Consider the following 18,093-nt stretch of genomic DNA (forward strand, 5'->3'; position numbering starts at 1 on the left):
CCACACCGTGGTCCTGAGCCATCGTTTCCGCTTCCTGTACGTGCATATCGCCAAGACCGGCGGCACCAGCGTGCGCGCATCGCTGCGTCGGCTGCAGCTGCGCGATCCGATGTATCTGCTGCAGCTGATCTGCTCGCGGCTCGATCACCTGTCCGGTCACCGCATCGCGGCCAAGCTGCCGCGCCACGCCAAGGTGATCGCGGCGATGGAGATGCTGCCGCGGGATTACTTCGAGTCGCTGTTCAAGTTCGCGTTCGTGCGCAACCCCTGGGATCTGCAGGTCAGCAGCTATCACCATCTGAAGCGCGAGCGCCCGCATCTGCTGAACGGCCACGAAACTTTCGACGAATTCCTGCGCTGGAAGCTCAACCCCGAGCGTCCCTGGCAATACCACATCGACACCTCGATCACGCTGCAGACCGACTACCTGGTCGATCTGCACGGCAAAAACGTCATCGACTTCGTCGGCCATTACGAAAGCCTGGCGGACGATTGGGCGACGATCTGCAAGCGCCTGAACATCAAGGTGCCGGAGCTGCCGCACAAGCGCCAGGCCACCGATCGCTCGCGCGATTTCCGCGGCTATTACACCGATCAGACGGCCGAACTGGTTGCGCGTTATTTTGCCCGCGATATCGAGATGCTCGGCTATCACTTCGACGGCGCCGGCGCGCCGGCGCCGGGCTAGCGGCGTCGGCGCATGGCGGCACGGACGCTTGCCTTCATCGAACTGCCGAGGCAGCTCGGCCAATACTGCGTCGAGACCGGCCGGCGGCTCGCGGCCGGGACCGGTGTGCGCTGCCTGCATTATTCGCTGCGCACCGAGGTGCGCAGCCTGCTGCGGCGCTGCGGCGTTGCGGTCGAGCCGGTCACGACGGGGCTACCCGCAGCCGCCGGCGCCCGGCTCACGCTGGACCTCAGCCTATGCAAGCTCGCCAACAGCGGTGACCGGCGCTGGCTCGGCCAGGCCGCGCAGTTGCAGGCCGGGCTCGCCGAATACTTCGACCGTCACGCAGTCGATGCGATCTTCGTCTGGAACGGCAGCGATCTGACGGCTGCGGTGGCCGTCGCACTGGCGCGCCAGCGTGGCATGACGGTGCTGTTCGGCGAGAACGGCTATCTGCCGGGCACGCTGCAGATCGACACCGGCGGGGTCAATTGCCTGTCGTCGCTGAACGCGGCGATCGCGGCCGGCGAGTTTCGCGGAGCAAGCCTGCCGCCGGCCGAGCGTGCAGCGCTCGAGGCCTCGCTGGTGACGCTGCGCAGTGCGGCGCGCCGCGCGCCGGCCGCCGCGCAACTGCGCCGCGTGCAGCCGTCCAGGCTGGCGCTGGCCGAACGCGAACTACTGCGTCCGCTGCAGCTCAGCCGCGTGTCGCTGCACCCGCGGCCGCGCGAGTTCGCCGCGAGCGCGCTGCCCGCCGATATCGGCCCTTACGTGCTGCTGCCGCTGCAGGTGCTCGGCGATTCGCAGCTGATCCAGCATTCGCCGCTGATCGGCAACGACATGCCGAGCTTCGTGCGGCGCGTCGCGGAGGCGCTGCAGCAGGTCGCGCCGGGCACCCGGCTGGTGGCCAAGCTGCACCCGATGGAGCAGGTCTACGAACTCGGTGCGTACCGCCGCCTGAGCGGCCGCGTGCCGAACCTCAGCTGGGTCCGCGACGTGCCGGCGACGAGGCTCGCGGCCGGCGCGGACGCGGTCGTCACGGTGAATTCCACGGTCGGTTTCGAGGCGCTCGCGCTCGGCAGGCCGGTGGTCACGCTGGGCCGAAACTTTTATTGCCACGCGCCGCTGGTGCATCCGGTCACGCAGCTCGATGCGCTGCCGGCGGCGTTGCGGCAGGCGTTACACACACCGCTGGATCTGGAGCTGCGCGACCAGTTTCTTGCGTTCGTCTGGCAGCGCATCCTGGTTGAGACCAGCTATCGGGATCTGTCCGAGCGCAGTCTCGGCGCGCTGGTGCGCCGGCTTGCCGCGCTGCTCGGCTACGGCGTAGCGCAGCCGCCCGGCGTCAAGACGCAAGCCGCGACCGCGGCCCACTGACGATGTGCGGAATTGCCGGGCAGGTGCTGAGCAGCGGCGTCGTCACCGAGTCGGCGCTCGCCAGCATGTCGTCACGGCTGACGCATCGCGGGCCGGAAGACACCGGGTTCTACATTCATCATCATGGCAGCGGCAGTTTCGGCATCGCGCACACGCGGCTGGCGATCATCGATCTGGCGGGCGGCCATCAGCCGATCTTCGATGCCGCCAAACGCTACGCGATCGTCTGCAACGGCGAGATCTACAACTTCCCGGAGCTGCGCGCGGAGCTGGAAGCCCGCGGCCAGAAGTTCTCCTGCGATTCGGACAGCGAAGTCGCGCTGCAGGCTTATGCCGCCTGGGGGCGTGCATCGTTCAAGCGCCTGAACGGCATGTTCGCGTTTGCGCTCTACGATCACCAGCAGCGCGAACTGTGGCTGGTGCGCGACCGGCTCGGCATCAAGCCGCTGTACTACGCGGTGCTGCCGGACCGGGTGCTGTTCGGCTCGGAGCTGAAAGCGCTGCTGCCGCAGATGCCGAAGGTCGATGTCAGCGAGGCGGCGCTGGCGCAATATTTCCAGAACCAGCATTCCAGCGGCGAAGACACGATCGTGCGCGGCATCCGCCGCGTGCTGCCGGGCGAGGCGCTGCGTATCGACGCGGACCTGCGCATCGAGCGGCATCGCTACTGGTCGGCACTGGATGTGCAGCCGCGCCAGCTCAGCGAAGCGGATGCGCTGGCCGAGTGGGACGCGCTGATCGATCAGGTGATGCGCGAGCATGTGCGCTCGGACGTGCCCTACGGCCTATTCCTTTCCGGCGGCGTCGATTCCGCGGTTTTGCTGGCCTTGTTGAGCCAGCGTCAGCGCGAACCGATCCGCACGTATTCGATCGGTTATGCCGACGTGCAGATGCGCGACGAGCTCGACCAGGCCGGGATGATCGCGCAGCGCTTCGGCGCGCTGCACACGCCGATCCGTCTGACGCGGCAGGCGGTGTTTCACCGGCTGCCGCGCGCGGTCTGGGCGGCGGACGATCTGATGCGCGACTACGCCTGCCTGCCGACGCTGGCCCTGGCCGAAGCGGCGAGCCATGACCTGAAAGTGATCTTCAGCGGCGAAGGCGGAGACGAGGCTTTTGCCGGCTATGGCCGCTATCGGCCGGACTGGAGCGAGCGCCTATACAAGAGCATCCGCTTCCCCGGCAGTGGCGGCTTCCGTGTGCGCGGCGAGCTCGATGCCGCCTGGACGCGCAGGCTGTTCATACCGGAATTGCAGCCGTATCTGGCGGCGCACCGCGCGCCGGTGATCACGGCCTGGGGCAGCACGCCGCGGCAATGGAGCGAGCTGCAGCGGCGCCAGTACACCGATCTCGTCACCAATCTGCCGGACGATCTGCTGGTCAAGAGCGACCGCATGCTGATGAGCTGGTCGGTCGAAGGCCGCGTGCCTTTCGTCGATCATCGCGTCGTCGAGTTCGGCCTGTCGCTGCCCGACTCGCTGAAAGTCTCGCGCAGCGCCGGCAAGGTCTTCATCAAGCGCTGGGCCGAGCGATATATTCCCCGGGATCATCTGTGGCAGCCCAAGCGCGGCTTTCACGTGCCGGTCGGTGAATGGCTCAACGGCGAGTTCGTGCGCGGACTCGCCGATCGGTTGCCCAACAGCGAGGCGATCCGGCGTTGGTGCCAGCCGCAGGCGGTGCGCGAGCTGCTGGCCGGCGACACCGCGCTGCGTTCCCGCGAAATCTGGAGCCTGATGCAATTCGCGATCTGGCATCGCTTGTTCATCGAGCGTCCCGACCAGCGTCCCGGTGCGGATGAGGATCCGCTGGCCTGGATCTGAACCGGCAGGCGGCTTGATCAGCCGGTGCCAGGCTGCGGCCACAGGCTGGTCCAGTGGCGGAACGAGCGCCCGGTGAAAGTCTCGAGGCGCTCGGCGTCCGCTCGATACATCCCGACAATATCGGCATGCCGCTGCGCATCGAAAACCGGCGTCGGAATCGGACGCGTCAGCGTCTTGCGCAACAGCGGCGTCCTGCGCAGCCGCCGACGCCCGATCAGCTTGCGCACCACTCGGCCGGCCGGAGTTTCACGACACTTGTCACCGCTGTCGTTGTGCACCGCGCCCCAGTCGGAGTGGCCGAACTCGGGATCGACACCCAGGAACTCCAGCACCGGTTTGAGTGTCCGATCCGCATCCGCGATCAAGTCCTCGAAGCAAACCACCCGGATCGCGCTGGCCGGAAAGCATTCGAGATAGCGCTGCAGCTGGTAGTGATAGCAGCCGATGCTCAGTGTCAGTTGCCGGTCCGGCGCCAGCAGCAGATCTTCAAAACGACGGTGTTCCTGGTTGTCATCATAGTCATGCACATACTGCGACATCAGGCGCGCGATCGGATCGCGTACCGCGTACACCAGCCGCACTTCCGGCAGCAGGCTGCGGATTCGCGCCGGCACGCCCGGATAGCGGTCACGCATCGAATAGCGCGTCGACGACTCGCCGCGCATCGGTGTGTTGCCGATCCAGAAATCGCGATACCAGTCCGTGCCGCGATGCCAGCTCAATTCCTCGACGAAGAAATTCACTTCCTTGCGCTTCTGCGACATCTCGATCTGCGGATGGCTGTGCAGATAGTGGTGCAGGCTGTAGGTCCCCGCCTTCATCGCACCGACGACGAGGAAATTCGGAAATGCTGGCATGATGTCAGGCCCCCTAAACGGACTGGCAAGATGGGAAAACAAGGATGATTCCGAGGATGCGTCCGTTGACTGCGGCCCCCTTGCCCAGAACGGTGTCGAAACCAGCTAACAGCTCCCTTGCAATCATTGCACCGAATCCGTTCCCTGATTCAAACCGATTCGCCCGTGTCCAAATCGGAAGGATGTTCCGGGCCGGGCGCGCCGCGATCCGAGCGCGCAACGCGGCCGGCGCGGCAGCAGATCTACTCGCATGACGGTGACTGGCCCGGCCGCGCCCAGAATCGCCTTGTTCATGTCGACCTCTGGCCACAGCGGCGTGGACCGCGCGATACGCCATCTGGCCCCGGCACTCGCCGGGCGCGGCTATGCGGTCGACCTGCTCAAGGTGCGCCGGCACGGGCCGGAGCTGGCCGAGATCCCGCCTGGAGTTCGCGTGATCGACCTGGGCGCATCGTCCACCTACGGCGCGCTGCCGGCACTGATCCGCTACCTGCGCCGCGAACGGCCGGCGGTGCTGCTGTCCGACAAGGATCGGGTCAACCGCACCGCGCTGCTGGCGCGCTGGCTTTCGGGCGTGAGCCAGCGGACGCGCCTGGTGCTCAGCTCGGGCACCACGATTTCAGTGGATCTGGCGCACCGCGGAGCCTTTGAGCGCTGGATCCAGCGCTGGTCGATGGGGAATCTCTATCCGTTGGCCGATCAGGTCATCGTCACCTGCAAGGCAGTGGCAGCCGACATGGCGGCTTACACCGGGCTGGCGCGTGCGCGTATCCGCGCGGTGTTCAGCCCCGTGGTCCCGGCCTCGTTGTTCGAATCCCGTCCGCCGCCGCCGGATCACCCCTGGTTCGCGCCTGGCGCCCCGCCGGTGTTGGTGGGCGTTGGCGAGCTGGCGCCGCGCAAGGATTTCCCGACGCTGATCCGCGCGTTCGCACAGCTGCGCCGGGGCCGCGAGCTGCGGCTGATGATCGTCGGCAAGGGCCGTGATCACCTGAGGCTCCAGACGCTGTGCGATGAACTGGGCGTGTCCGGCGATGTCGAGTTCGTGGGCTTTCGCCGCGACGTCTATGCGTTCATGGCGCATGCCGCCGTGTTTGCAATGACTTCGCGCTGGGAAGGCCTGGGATTCGTGCTGATCGAAGCGCTGGCCTGCGGTACTCCCTGTGTGGCGGTGGATTGCCCCAGCGGCCCGGCCGAGGTTCTGGGGCAGGGTCGATACGGGCAGCTGGTGCCGATCGGCGATGCGGGCCGCCTGGCGGCGGCGATCGGCGCCACGCTGGATGACCCGCCGTCACCCGAACAATGCCGCGCCGCCGCGAAGCCTTACGAGATCGAACAGGCCACCAATGACTATCTGCGCGCCATGAACCTGCCGGCTTTCGCGACCGAGGTCCGATGAAACGTCTCGCTGTGTTGATCTCGTTCTCCGGCGACGGTGGTGTCGAGCGCATGATCACTAACCTCTGCGCCGAATTCGCGGCGCATGTGCAGGTCGACCTGCTGGCCTTGCGCGCCGAGGGACGCCATGTCAGCCGCATTCCGCCGCAGGTGAACCTGATCCAGCTGAAGGCGAAGCATTCGTGGACCAGCGTCGGCGAGATCGCCGAGTACCTGCGCCGCGTCCAGCCCGACGCGCTGCTGGTGGCGAAAGACCGCGCCGGACGTGCCGCGATCCGCGCGCGAGCCAAGGCCGGCGCGGCGATGCCGCTGTGGATCCGGCTCGGCACCAACCTGTCGGCCGCGCTGGAGCGCAAGTCCGCATTCAACCGCTGGTTGCGCGTGACGCCGATGCGCCGCCTGTATCCGCTGGCCAGTGGCGTGATCGCGGTCTCCGAAGGCGTGCGCCAGGACACGCTCGCTATCACTGGCCTTGCGGCCGGGCGCGTCGTCGTGATCCGCAATCCGGTCATCACCCCGGCGCTCGCGCTGCAGGCCGCCGAGCCGACGCCGCATCCCTGGCTGGCCGACAAGCTGGTGCCGGTGATCATCGGCATGGGCCGGCTGACGCGGCAGAAGGATTTCCCGACCCTGCTGCGGGCGTTCGCGGCGATCCAGGAGCAGCGGCCGTCGCGTCTGATCCTGCTCGGTGAAGGCGGCGACCGTGCCGCGCTCGCGGCACTGGCCGCCGAACTCGGCATCACCGAGCACCTGAGCATCGCCGGCTTCCAGAAAAACCCGTATGCCTGGCTGGCGCGCGCGGATCTGTTCGTGCTGTCCTCGGCCTGGGAAGGCTCGCCCAATGCCTTGACCGAGGCGCTCGCACTCGGCGTGCCCTGCGTGTCGACACGCTGCCCTAGCGGCCCCGAGGAATTGCTCGCCGACGGCCGTTACGGGCCCTTGGTTGCGGTGGGCGATCACGCGGCGCTGGCCCAGGCGATGCTCGCGACCCTGGCGTCGCCGCTGCCCGCAGAGCAGCTTCGCGCAGCGGTCGCCGAATACCGCGTGGAGCTCAGCGCGCAGCGCTATCTGCAACAGCTCGGCCTGGCCTGACCGCAGGCTCCGATTCACAGAACCGAATCACAGAACCGATTCACAGAACAGGGTGGTCGCGGCAACGGAAAGCCGAGGTTCAGGCTGTCGACGCAACCATGAACTCGGACAAGGATTCCGACACCGCCAGGCTCCGTAACGCGACATCTCATGGACGAGACAAGGTGGCGTCGCAGCCTTGCGGCAATGTTCATTTGCGGTAGCGAGGCGGACCGAATTGAAGAGTGCTTGCGAACTGTCGGCCTGCGTACCCGGCACCGCACTGCTCGTGCGTGCCGCATGAGCCGGCAGCTGCGCGTCCTGCACCAGATCCTGCTCGCCCATGACGCCTGGGGCGGCATGGAGAAGCAGTTTGCCAACCTGCTGCAGGCGAGCGCGCGGGATACACGCGTATCGCATTATCTTTCGGAAGATCTGCGTGATGTCGCCCCCGGCGTTGCCGCGGCGCTTAACGGCCTGCAGTCGCCAGCCGCCGATGCGCGCCGCTGGCACGGCGTGACGGTACCCAACTGGCGCGGCATGCGTCAGTCGCGCCAGGCCAGCCAGGCGCGCGCCTGGGGCATCGATACCGTGCTGAGCTGGAACCGCTTCGCCGATCCGCGGCCGGTGCGGCTGGCTTCGCGTATCGGTGCTGCCTCGGTCTACTGGGAGCGCGGCGCCGCCTGGTTCGTCCGTTCGCGCGCGCCGGAGGAGGATTTTCTGCGCGGTTTCGATTGCTACATCGCCAATTCGCAGGCCTGTGTCGCGATGCTGCGCTACTGGGGCGTTACCGCGCCGATCGAGCTATGCAGTCCCGGCATCTATGCGCCAGCGATCACCGCGCCGCGCTCTGCGCCGGGTTCGCCTTTGCGTTTGGGTTTCTGTGCGCGCCTGCAGACGTTCAAGGGCGGCGTGCTCGCGGTGCATACGCTGGCGGCGCTGCGCCGCCGCGGTGTCGGCGCGACGCTGACGATTGCCGGTGACGGCGCCGATCGCGAGGCGATGGAGCATGTCGCGCAGCGCCTCGGTGTCGGCGATCTGCGCTTCCTCGGGCGCCTTTCCGCGATGGACGCGTTCTACGCCGATATCGATCTGCTGCTGCATCCGGCGCTGCGCGAGCCGTATGGCAATGCCTGCGCCGAAGCGCTGATGGCCGGCGTGCCGGTGGTCGCCACCGCGGTCGACGGCCTGCCGGAAGTGATACGGCACCAGGTCGATGGCCTGTGCGTAGTGCCGACCCTGGATCTGGCCGACTACGCCGAACTCGGCGGCGATCCGTCCGGCGTTTATCCGCGTGTCTGGCGGCCCGATCTGAACCGCGTTGCCGAGCCGGGTGTGCCCGATCCGGATCGTCTTGCCGATGCGGTGATGCAGATCGCCGGCCAGGCCTCGCGCTACGCAGGCTACAGCGCAGCGGCCGCGCAGGCCGCACCGCGACGCTTCGACTATGCCGCGCATGTCGACCGCCTGCTGCAACTGCTGAATCACGTCCGCGCCACTCGTGATGGTCCGCGACAGCTGCCGGTCAGGCACAACCGCGAAGGCCAGAAACGCCCGGCCTGGCAGGACCGCGCCGACAAGGCCGCCAGCCTGGTGGTGCAGCTGCTCGAGGGCCACGCCGCGGCGCGCCGCCGTGTCGCCGACGTCGCTTGCGGAGACTGCAAGCTGCGCGAAGCGCTCGCGCGGCTGGGCACAGCTTGCGAATACCGCGGCTACGATCTGCTGCCGCGGAGCGCCGACGTGGCCGCGCTCGATCTGGCTCGCGATCACCTGCCGCAGCCCTGCGATGTCGCCGCGATGCTCGGCGTCAGCGAATACCTCGAGTCGCTGCCCGGCACGCTGGCCCGGCTGCGCCTCGACGCTTCCGCGCTGGTGGTCAGCCACACGCTCGGCGACCGGCCGCGCTCCGCCGCAGAATTGCAGCGCCTGGGCTGGCGCAACTATCTGTCGCGCGCGGAATTCGAGGCGCATCTGGAACAGGCCGGCTGGACGCCGTGGCAGCAAGTGATGACCGACGACGGCAGGACCATGATCTGGTCCTGCGTCCGGCAAGCCTGAACGCAGCGCAGTGACCGCGTCCTATGCGCTGCTGACGCCCTACCTGGAACCGCCGTCGCAGGCCGGCAGCAGGCTCGCCAACCTCAGCGATGGCTTTGTCCAGCGAGCGATCGAGCGCCTGCTCAAGCCGAGTGCGCCGATCGGCCGCTATTCGCCGCGTGCGCCGCCGCCGCCGGTCGCGCAGGCAGTGATGGCGCAGGCGCGGCACGTGGTGTTGGCCGGCGCTGACCAACTCGATGATCGTTACAGCGTCTGGCCCGGCATGACTGCCGAGCAGTTGCGACAAGGCGCCTGGCGCTTCGTGTTTTTCGGCGTCGGCCTGAACCGCGATCCGGATCGCAGCAGGCGCATGTCGGACGGCACGCGCGAGATTCTCGAGGCGATCCATCAGCGCACCGAGTACTCCTCCTGGCGGTGCCCGGCGACCGTGCGTTATCTGCGGGCCGAGCTGCCGCATCTGGCGGATCGCTTCCTGATGACGGGCTGCCCGGTGCTGATGGATCAGCCGCTGCTGGACGGCCAGCGCTTCGACGGCGGCGAGCGCAGCATCGCGGTGACCGCAACCGAGCGCGGCGATTTCTGGGCGCGCGAAGCCGCGATCATCGACCGTGTCGCGCGGCGTTTTCCGCGCGCGCGCCGCTACTTCGTCGTGCATCAGGATTGCCGCCCGCGGTCGGTGATCGAGCGCTGCAGCGACAGGCTGCACGGACGTTCCGGTGCCGCCGATCCGGCCAGGGCGCTGGCGCTGCGCCGTTACGCGGCGAGCCGCGGCTACCAGGTGCTGGTGCCGGACAGCGCCGATGTTGCGGCCGCGATCTACGATGCCATCGACCTGCATGTCGGCAGCCGCCTGCACGCGCATCTGCTGTTTCTGAGCCGCAACAAGAAGAGCTGGCTGGTGCCGGCCGACGGGCGTGCGCGCGGCATGGCCGAAGCTTTCCCTTTTCCGCTGGTCACCGCGTCAGTGCCGGAGCCCGACTGGAACTTCGATTTCGAGCCGCTGCGTCAGCAGGTGCAGCGCGTGCACGGCGATATGCAGCGTTTTTTGACGAGCTGGGCAAGGCGCTAGAGGTAGGTTGGGTAGGTTGGGGTGAGCGCAGCGAACCCCAACATCGGCGCGGATCAAATGTTGGGGTTCGCTGCGCTCACCCCAACCTACGGAGTCAGCTCCCGGTAGACGGCGAGGTTGCCTTCGATCATCGCGGCTGTGGAAAACTCGGCGTCGATCAATCGTGCTCCGGCGGCGCCGAGTTCGTGCCGCAGTCCAGCGTCGGATGCGAGCCTGCCGATCGCCAAACCCAGCGCCGCCGAATCGCCCGGCGCAACCAGCAGGCCGTTGAGGCCATCGCGGATCGCCTCGGGCATGCCGCCGGCGCGGCTGGCGATGATCGCCACGCTAGCGGCGGAGGCCTGCAGCAGCGACACGCCGAGGCCCTCCATCAGCGCCGGATGCACCAGCAGATCCAGGCAGCCGAGCCAGCGCGGCAGGTCCGCGCGGAAGCCGGCGAAGCGCACCGGCAGCGGCAGGCTCGCCGCTTCGCTCTCCAGCGCCGCGCGCAAGGCGCCCTGGCCGAAGATCACCAGGGCGAGCTTGTGCGTCGTCTGCAAACCGCGCAGTGCCTCGAACAGCACGCGATGACCCTTGCGCTCGATCAGCTGCGCGACGACGCCGATGATCAGCGCATCGCGATCCACGTTGAATTCGGCGCAGAACGCCTCGCGCGACTCCGGCCGGCGCCAGGGCGCGGCCTGAACCGCGGAGCGCACCACGCGGATGCGTCCGGCGTCGACACCTTCGCCGCGCAGCACCGCGGCAATGCCCTCGGAGATGCAGATGATGCGCGCGTAGAGCCGGTATTTGCGCCGCGCCCACCAGGGGTTCTCGGCGTTGTCGACGCGCCGCGACAGCAGCGCCGGGATGCCGGCGATTTTCGCCGCGACGCCGCCGAGCACATCGGCGCCGCGGCGGCTGTGCAGATGCACCAGGTCGGGCTGCTGTTCGCGCAGTACGCGGGCCAGCCGCGGTACGAAGCCCAGATCGGCATCGCCGCCGCAACGCAGCTCGACGACCTTCACCGCCGAGCCCGCGAAGTGCGCCCCGATCGCAGCTCCCGGCGGGCAGACCAGCAGGTTGTCGATGCCGCGCGCAGTCAGGCCTTCGAGCAGGTACGCGACCTGCTGGGCGCCGCCATAGAGATGCTGCCCGGTTTCGACGTGCACCAGTTTCACGCGGCCGCCGATCCGAGCAGCGCCCGCGCCGCAGCGGCAACGCGCAGCGGCGTCAGCCCGCGCAGGCAGTCGTAGCGGCCGTCGCAGGTCGGGTGGCGTTTGCAGGGTGAGCAGGCGAGCGCGTCGTACAGCACCGTCAGCGGCGACTCGGCGCCCTGAAGGTAGGGGCAGGTGCTGCCGAACAGCGCCACCACCGGCCGCTGCACCGCGACGCCGATATGGGTCAGGCCGGTGTCGACGCCGATCACGACGCCGGCCTGCTGCAGATAAGCCGGCAGCTGATCGAGCCGGGTCTTGCCGGCCAGATTCACCACCGGGACCGGCGCGGCCGAGCCGATCCGGGCGGCGGCCTGTGCATCGGCCGGGCCGCCGAAGATCGCCAGCTGACGGCCGTCGAGCAGGCCGGCCAGCTGCGGCCAGTAGTCTTCCATCCAGTGTTTCTGCGGCCGCGTCGTGAACGGGCACAGCGCGACGTAGCCGGGCCGCAGGCCGTGTTCCGCCAGCGCCGCGACGGCCGCGTCGCGGGCCGCGCCGGCCACGATCAGCCGCGGCGGCGGTGCCGGCTGGCCGCTCAGCACCTGCGCCAGGTAGCGATATTCCGAGGCGATGTCGCGGATGTCGCCGCCTTTCGCTACCCGGTGTTTCAGCAGGAAGCCCAGCGGCTCTTTGGAATCGAAGCCGACCCGCGCCCCCGGCGCCATGGCCGCGAGCAGCCGCGACTTGGCCAGGCCCTGGGCGTCGATCACCCAGTCGAACGCGCGCCGCTTCAGCCCGGCGCGCAGGCGCCACAGCGCGGCTGGGGATTTGATCGTGTCCGCAGCGACCCGGATCAGCTCGTCGAGGCGCGGGTCACTGTGGAGAATGCCGGCGAAACCGGCCTGCACCAGCCAGGCGATATGCGCCTGCGGCCAAGCCGCCCGCAGGCCGGCCAGCAGCGAGGTCGCGAACACGATATCGCCCAGGGCCGACAGCCGCACGATCAGGATGCGCGGCGCGGCACCGCGGTAGGGCAGCGTATCGGCGAGAGCCAAGGGGGCGGGGACGAAGACGGGCAGACCTCTATAATACCCAGCCGCCGCGGCCGCATCGTGGCGTGAACCTGCCGGCCCGCCGCGGCCGCCCCGACCGAATCAATCGAAGAATCAATCGAAGGATCTACCCGCAATGAGCATGTCCGATCGCGACGGCTATATCTGGTACGACGGCAAGATGGTGCCCTGGCGCGAGGCGACCACGCACGTGCTGACCTATACCTTGCACTACGGCGCCGGCTGCTTCGAAGGCGTGCGGGCCTACGAGACGTCCAGGGGCACCGCGATATTCCGCCTGCAGGAGCACACCAGGCGCCTGTTCAATTCGGCCAAGATCATCGGCATGGAAATGCCCTGGAGCCAGGCCGAGCTGAACCAAGCCCAGCTCGAAGTGCTGCGCGCCAACCATCTGAAGGAAGCCTACCTGCGGCCGATGGTGTTCTACGGCTCGGAAGGCATGGGCCTGCGCGCCACCGGTTTGAAGACGCATGTGATCGTCGCCGCCTGGACCTGGGGCTCCTACCTGGGCGCCGACAACATGGAGCGCGGTATCCGGGTCAAGACCAGCTCGTTCCAGCGCCATTACGTCAACAGCTCGCTGTGCCGCGCCAAGGCCAACGCCAACTATCTGAACTCGTCGATGGCGCTGAACGAGGTGCTGAAAGACGGCTACGACGAAGCCCTGATGCTCGACCCCGAAGGCTACGTGGCCGAAGGCTCGGCCGAGAACATCTTCGTGGTCAGCGACGGCGTCATCAGCACGCCGGACGTGACCTCGGCGCTAGACGGCATCACCCGCCGCACGGTGATGAAGCTGGCCCAGGACCTGGGCTATACGGTGCGCGAGCGCCGCATCACCCGCGACGAGATCTACGTCTGCGACGAGGCCTTCTTCACCGGCACTGCCGCCGAAGTCACGCCGATCCGCGAGCTCGACAATCGCCCGGTCGGCAGCGGCAGCCGCGGACCGATCACCGAGAAGCTGCAGCGCACCTACCTGGCCCAGGTCAAGGGCCAGCGCGAGCAGTATCCCGAGTGGCTGAGCTACGTTTAAGCTCAGGCAAAGGCTATAGGCACCCGACATGACAGCTGTCCTCAGACCGCGTTTCACCCAAGCCGAATATCTGGCGGCCGAGCGCGCGGCCGAGCGCAGGAGCGAGTACGTCAACGGCGAAATCCTGTTGATGACCGGGGCGAGCTATGCGCACTCCGAAACCGTTGGCGGTTTGCTCACCGCGCTGAGAGTCCGGCTCAAGGGAAGCGCTTGCAGGGCCGTGAGTCAGGACCTGCGCACTCGGGTCGATGCGACCGGCTTGTACACTTATCCGGATGTGGTCATTGTTTGTGGGGAACCCAAGTTCAGCGACGCTCACCACGATACGCTGACCAACCCCACGGCGATTTTCGAAGTGCTGTCGCCGTCGACCGAATCCTGGGACCGCGGCGGCAAGTTCCAGCACTACCAGCGCATAGCATCCCTGCAGGAATATGTGCTGGTGACGCAGGACGCGCCGCGTGTCGAGCGCTTCCGCCGCGACGGTGTGCGCTGGAGCTACGAGCGGTTCGACGGACTGGACGCACTGCTCAATCTGGAGTCGCCGGTGCTGCAACTGCCGCTCGCCGAAATCTACGAGGGCCTGGAGTTCTCCGGCGTCGCCGAGCCTTCACCGCCGCCGCGCTCGTGAGTCAGCCGCTACCGGATTTCGCCGCCGCGCGCGTGCTGGTCGCCGGCGACGTGATGCTCGACCGCTACTGGACCGGTGCGACGTCGCGGATCTCGCCGGAAGCGCCGGTGCCGATCGTGCGCGTCGGCCGCGATCGCGCCCAGGCCGGCGGTGCCGCCAACGTCGCGCTGAACCTGGCAGCGCTGGGCGTCGGCACGCAGCTGCTCGGCGTGATCGGCCGCGACGAGGCCGGAACCCAGCTGCGCCGGCGTGTGAGCGACGCCGGCATCGGCGCCAGCTTCATCGAGTCCGCGCTGCATCCGACGATCACCAAGCTGCGCGTGATGTCGCGCAACCAGCAGGTGATCCGTCTGGATTTCGAGGAGTCGCTGGCCGATGCCGGCGCTTTCGATCGCGGAGCTTTCGCGGCTGCGTTTGCCGAGCGGCTGCAGCATGTCGATGCGGTGATTCTGTCGGACTACGGCAAGGGCACGCTGTCCGACGTCGCGGCGCTGATCGCGATCTGCCGCGCCGCCAACAAGCCGGTCACGGTCGACCCCAAGGGCAGCGACTACGCGCGCTACGCCGGCGCCACGCTGCTGACGCCGAATCTCGCCGAGATCGAGGCCGTGGTCGGCGTCTGCGCCGACGACGAGGCTCTGGTAGCCAAGGCCACGCAGCTGATGCTGAAGCTGGATCTGCAGGCGCTGCTGGTCACGCGCAGCGAAAAAGGCATGAGCCTGCTGCGTCCGCACCGCGAGCCCGTGCACCTGCCGACGGTCGCGCGCGAAGTGTTCGACGTGACCGGTGCCGGCGACACCGTGATCGCGACGCTGACCGCCGCGATCGCGGCCGGCGCCGATCTGGAAGTCGCCGTGCGCCTATCGAATCTTGCGGCCGGCGTCACCGTAGGCAAGCTCGGCGCGGCGACGGTTTCACCCGAAGAACTGCGTGCGCAACTGGCACCGGATCGCGGCAGCGAGCCCTTGTCGATGAGCGAGAGCGCGCTGCTCGCCTGGGCCCAACAAATGCGCGCACGCGGCCAGCGCATCGTGATGACCAATGGTTGTTTCGACCTGTTGCATGTCGGCCATCTGCGCTATCTGGAGGCTGCGCGTGCGCTCGGCGACGTGCTGATCGTCGCAGTCAACAGCGATGCCTCGGTGCGCAAGCTCAAGGGCCCGACGCGGCCCTTGAACGCGGCCGCGGACCGCATGCGCATCCTCGCCGGGCTCAAGTGCGTGGACGCGGTGGTCGAGTTCGCCGAGGACACGCCGGCGCGATTGATCGCGCGAGTATTGCCCGACGTGCTGGTCAAGGGCGGCGACTACACGGTCGACCAGGTCGCGGGGCACGAGGCGGTTGCCGCCGCCGGCGGCCGCACCGTAATTCTCGACTTTCATCAGGGCTATTCGACGAGCTCGACGATCCAGCGCGCAATCGGCGACCACCGGCCCCCGTAGGTCGGCAATCCTTTGCCGACGTGTACCCCTGATGCGCGATCGACGCCTCTTCGGCGCGGATCGGTGTTGGGGTTCGCTGCGCTCACCCCAACCTACGGGTTGCGGGCTAGCAATATCAGCCCAATGTCAGCGCAGGCTTACAGGGTCGCCGCCTGGCTACGGGGTCTGGGGCGATATTCCTAGTTCACGGGGTCAGGGCTGCGAGCGTAAATACGCCAACACTTATCTAAAACCAGGAGTGCGCCCATGGATGGTGGACGCTCCCGATGCGATCTGCTGATCCGCAACGCGCTGCTGTTCGACGGCAGCGGCGACGCCCCGAGCGTGCAGGATCTTGCCGTCACCGAGGGGCGCATCTCGATGATCGGCGCTCGCCTCGATATCAACGCGACGCAGCAGATCGACGCCAAAGGCCTGTGGCTGATGCCGGGCCTGCTCGACGTGCACACGCACTTCGATCTCGAGGTCGAACTCGAGCCCGGTCTGCCCGAAGCGGTGCGCCACGGCAGTACCACGGTGGTGGTCTCCAACTGCTCGCTGGGCCTTGCTTTCGGTTCGCAGCGCCGTGACGGCGCCGATCCTATCGTCGACTGCTTCGCACGCGTCGAGAACCTGCCGAAGACGGTGCTGCGCAAGGTGGCCGACCAGGTCGACTGGAGCGATTCGCGCGACTATCTGGAGCATCTGGATTCGCTGCCGCTGGGCCCGAACGTAGTGCCGATGATTCCGCATTCGATGCTGCGCATCGAAGTCATGGGCCTCAACGACTCGGTCAGGCGCAAGCCGAGCGAAGCCGAGCTGCTGCGCATGGAACAGCTGCTCGAGAAGGGCATGCGCGAAGGCTATGTCGGGTTCAGCACCGACGCGCTGCCGTTCCACTTCCTGGCGAACCAGCCGAATACGCGCAAGCAGATTCCGACGCAGTTCGCGCCGTATGCCGAGCTCAAGCGCCTGACCGGCGTGGTGCGTCGCTGGGGCCGCCTGTGGCAGGCGACGCCGCCCAAGGATCGCAAGCTCGCGGTGATCCGCAACTTCATGCTCACCTCGGGCCGCTTGTTCGGCCGCACGCTGAAAGTCACCGCGGTCGCGGCGATGGACTTCAATACCAACGGCTCGCTGCTGAAGATGGCGCTGCTGCTGTCGCGGGTGTTGAACTCGAAGCTGGTCCGCGGGCGCTTCCGCTTTCAGGCGCTGGCGGCGCCGTTCACGACCTGGAGCGACGGCGTGGTGACGCCGCTGGCCGAAGAGATCCCGTGCCTGCGCGTGCTCAACGAGCTGGATCTGGACGATCGCGCCGGCCGCCGTAAGCTGCTCGACGACCCCGAGTGGATCGCCGATTTTCGCCGCATGTGGTTTCACGGCAAGCGCGGTTTCAGCCTCGCGCGTCTCGCGCGGCTGATGAATCGTGAAACCAATGTGCTGTCACGCGATCTGCGCGACATGGCCATCGATCGCTGCCCGGTGGCGCTGTGGTCGGGCGAGAGCCTGCAGGCGATCTACGAGCGTGCGCTGGCATTTCGCGCCGGCGATGCGTCGCAGGCGCGCAGCATTGATGAGCGCGACGCGTTTGCGTCGATGCCTGCGCCGCTTGTCGACGACGCCGATTTCCTGCTGCATCTGCTGCGCCGCTACGACACGGCTCTGCGCTGGAAGACGACCACCGCGAATCGCGACGCGGCGACCACCAAGAGCCTGATGTTCAATCCGCTGCTATTGCCCGGCTTCAACGACAGCGGTGCGCATCTGACCAACATGGCGTTCTACGACGGCAATCTGCGCACGCTGAAATTGGCGCAGGCCGATGGCGTGGAGAAGGTGGCGCACGCAGTGCATCGGCTGACAGCCGAGCCGGCGGAATATTTTGGCTTGGATGCGGGGCGTGTTGCGGTGGGCGCGGCTGCCGATCTGGTTCTGATCGATCCGCTTGCCTTGCAGCTCTGGGTTCCCGAGACGACGGTCGACTACGTCTGGCGTGCCTGCTTCGAGCATCATCAGCTGGTCAACCGGCCTGCCGGCGTGGTAGCGGCGGTGGCGGTCGGCGGCAAGCTGCTGTGGCGGGATGGGGCGTACTTGCCGGGCTTCGGTGTGGAGCGGGCGGGGCGGGTGATGCGGCATCGGGATCATGTCGCTGATGGTGTTGTTGCCGCTGCGTAGCTGGCAGCCTGTCGTAGGTCGGCAATCCCTTGCCGACGTTTTGGCCCGATGCGCAACCGGGGCCTCATGTCGGCAAAGGATTGCCGACCTACGAGCTGCGCGTGTAGGAGCGGGTCATACCCGCGACTGGAACTCCAGCGGCACAGGCGCGGGTATGACCCGCTCCTACAGCGGCGGATACTTCGCTAGTGGTCCGTTGCATGCTTGGCGACACAAATAAAACCGATGGATTTCGGCCTGTGGCAAGGCGCAAACCACAGCAATAGCACCGCTATTGCGAGGATTTGCAACGCCGCCGCAGGTCGAAAGA

Annotated in this window: 14 protein-coding genes; 11 read left to right on the forward strand and 3 right to left on the reverse strand. The window is 67.5% G+C overall.

The features are described 5' to 3' along the window. The first annotated feature begins 7 nt into the window (after positions 1-7). Genes JWQ90_RS09770 through asnB form a run of 3 tightly spaced genes read left to right on the forward strand, consistent with a single transcriptional unit; the run spans position 8 to position 3,861 of the window. On the forward strand, positions 8-688 hold the full coding sequence (locus JWQ90_RS09770) for a sulfotransferase family 2 domain-containing protein (RefSeq protein ID WP_299692810.1): 681 nt from the start codon (positions 8-10) through the stop codon (positions 686-688). A gap of 12 nt (positions 689-700) precedes the next feature. Beyond that, positions 701-2,041 carry a hypothetical protein gene (locus tag JWQ90_RS09775; protein WP_299692813.1) on the forward strand — a complete coding sequence of 447 codons (1,341 nt, stop codon included), beginning with the start codon at positions 701-703 and terminating at the stop codon, positions 2,039-2,041. A 2-nt stretch (positions 2,042-2,043) separates the two neighbouring features. Beyond that, positions 2,044-3,861 carry an asparagine synthase (glutamine-hydrolyzing) gene (gene asnB, locus JWQ90_RS09780; protein WP_299692816.1) on the forward strand — a complete coding sequence of 606 codons (1,818 nt, stop codon included), beginning with the start codon at positions 2,044-2,046 and terminating at the stop codon, positions 3,859-3,861. A gap of 17 nt (positions 3,862-3,878) precedes the next feature. On the opposite strand, the gene JWQ90_RS09785 is transcribed toward asnB, so the two are convergent. Beyond that, the gene (locus JWQ90_RS09785) at positions 3,879-4,718 is read right to left on the reverse strand and encodes a sulfotransferase (RefSeq protein ID WP_299692819.1); all 840 of its coding nucleotides are present in this window, start codon (positions 4,716-4,718) and stop codon (positions 3,879-3,881) included. A gap of 250 nt (positions 4,719-4,968) precedes the next feature. Here JWQ90_RS09785 and JWQ90_RS09790 point away from each other — a divergent pair, with 250 nt between their 5' ends. The 4 genes from JWQ90_RS09790 (at position 4,969) to JWQ90_RS09805 (ending at position 10,311) form a co-directional block, all read left to right on the forward strand. Further along, entirely contained in the window at positions 4,969-6,114 is a 1,146-nt protein-coding gene (locus JWQ90_RS09790; protein WP_299692822.1) for a glycosyltransferase, read from the forward strand. Next, complete coding sequence (locus tag JWQ90_RS09795) at positions 6,111-7,205, forward strand: glycosyltransferase (protein WP_299692825.1); 1,095 nt, start codon at positions 6,111-6,113, stop codon at positions 7,203-7,205. Before JWQ90_RS09790 ends, JWQ90_RS09795 begins: the two co-directional genes overlap by 4 nt. A gap of 279 nt (positions 7,206-7,484) precedes the next feature. Next, complete coding sequence (locus JWQ90_RS09800; protein WP_299692828.1) at positions 7,485-9,242, forward strand: glycosyltransferase; 1,758 nt, start codon at positions 7,485-7,487, stop codon at positions 9,240-9,242. Positions 9,243-9,252: 10 nt separating this feature from the next. Then, positions 9,253-10,311: a hypothetical protein gene (locus tag JWQ90_RS09805; RefSeq protein WP_299692831.1), complete on the forward strand. Its 1,059-nt coding sequence runs from the start codon at positions 9,253-9,255 to the stop codon at positions 10,309-10,311. A gap of 86 nt (positions 10,312-10,397) precedes the next feature. Here the strand turns inward: JWQ90_RS09805 and JWQ90_RS09810 are convergent, their stop codons facing one another. Together JWQ90_RS09810 and JWQ90_RS09815 are read right to left on the reverse strand one after the other, a co-directional pair. After that, positions 10,398-11,471, reverse strand: a complete 1,074-nt coding sequence (locus JWQ90_RS09810; RefSeq protein WP_299692834.1) for a glycosyltransferase — start codon at positions 11,469-11,471, stop codon at positions 10,398-10,400. Continuing rightward, positions 11,468-12,502, reverse strand: a complete 1,035-nt coding sequence (locus JWQ90_RS09815; RefSeq protein ID WP_299692837.1) for a glycosyltransferase family 9 protein — start codon at positions 12,500-12,502, stop codon at positions 11,468-11,470. The genes JWQ90_RS09810 and JWQ90_RS09815 overlap by 4 nt, the downstream gene beginning before the upstream one ends. Before the next feature lie 133 nt (positions 12,503-12,635). On the opposite strand from JWQ90_RS09815, the gene JWQ90_RS09820 reads away from it, so the two are divergent. The 4 genes from JWQ90_RS09820 to JWQ90_RS09835 all read left to right on the forward strand — a co-directional run bounded on the left by JWQ90_RS09820 (position 12,636) and on the right by JWQ90_RS09835 (position 17,783). Beyond that, entirely contained in the window at positions 12,636-13,556 is a 921-nt protein-coding gene (locus tag JWQ90_RS09820; RefSeq protein WP_299692841.1) for a branched-chain amino acid transaminase, read from the forward strand. 28 nt (positions 13,557-13,584) lie between these two features. Then, entirely contained in the window at positions 13,585-14,187 is a 603-nt protein-coding gene (locus JWQ90_RS09825; protein WP_299692844.1) for a Uma2 family endonuclease, read from the forward strand. Then, positions 14,184-15,629, forward strand: coding sequence for a bifunctional D-glycero-beta-D-manno-heptose-7-phosphate kinase/D-glycero-beta-D-manno-heptose 1-phosphate adenylyltransferase HldE (gene hldE / locus JWQ90_RS09830; protein ID WP_299692846.1), 1,446 nt, complete (start codon positions 14,184-14,186; stop codon positions 15,627-15,629). The genes JWQ90_RS09825 and hldE overlap by 4 nt, the downstream gene beginning before the upstream one ends. Positions 15,630-15,875: 246 nt before the next feature. Beyond that, the gene (locus JWQ90_RS09835) at positions 15,876-17,783 is read left to right on the forward strand and encodes an amidohydrolase family protein (RefSeq protein WP_299692849.1); all 1,908 of its coding nucleotides are present in this window, start codon (positions 15,876-15,878) and stop codon (positions 17,781-17,783) included. Positions 17,784-18,093 lie beyond the last annotated feature (310 nt).

Origin of the sequence: Hydrocarboniphaga sp., from assembly GCF_028291725.1 — a bacterium.
In the GTDB taxonomy this organism is placed as follows: domain Bacteria; phylum Pseudomonadota; class Gammaproteobacteria; order Nevskiales; family Nevskiaceae; genus Hydrocarboniphaga.

Coding starts and splice junctions, on each gene's coding strand:
- JWQ90_RS09775 (WP_299692813.1), top strand. CDS start 701: ATGGCGGCACGGACGCTTGCCTTCATCGAACTGCCGAGGCAGCTCGGC.
- asnB (WP_299692816.1), top strand. CDS start 2,044: ATGTGCGGAATTGCCGGGCAGGTGCTGAGCAGCGGCGTCGTCACCGAG.
- JWQ90_RS09785 (WP_299692819.1), bottom strand. CDS start 4,718: ATGCCAGCATTTCCGAATTTCCTCGTCGTCGGTGCGATGAAGGCGGGG.
- JWQ90_RS09790 (WP_299692822.1), top strand. CDS start 4,969: ATGACGGTGACTGGCCCGGCCGCGCCCAGAATCGCCTTGTTCATGTCG.
- JWQ90_RS09795 (WP_299692825.1), top strand. CDS start 6,111: ATGAAACGTCTCGCTGTGTTGATCTCGTTCTCCGGCGACGGTGGTGTC.
- JWQ90_RS09800 (WP_299692828.1), top strand. CDS start 7,485: ATGAGCCGGCAGCTGCGCGTCCTGCACCAGATCCTGCTCGCCCATGAC.
- JWQ90_RS09820 (WP_299692841.1), top strand. CDS start 12,636: ATGAGCATGTCCGATCGCGACGGCTATATCTGGTACGACGGCAAGATG.
- JWQ90_RS09825 (WP_299692844.1), top strand. CDS start 13,585: ATGACAGCTGTCCTCAGACCGCGTTTCACCCAAGCCGAATATCTGGCG.
- JWQ90_RS09835 (WP_299692849.1), top strand. CDS start 15,876: ATGGATGGTGGACGCTCCCGATGCGATCTGCTGATCCGCAACGCGCTG.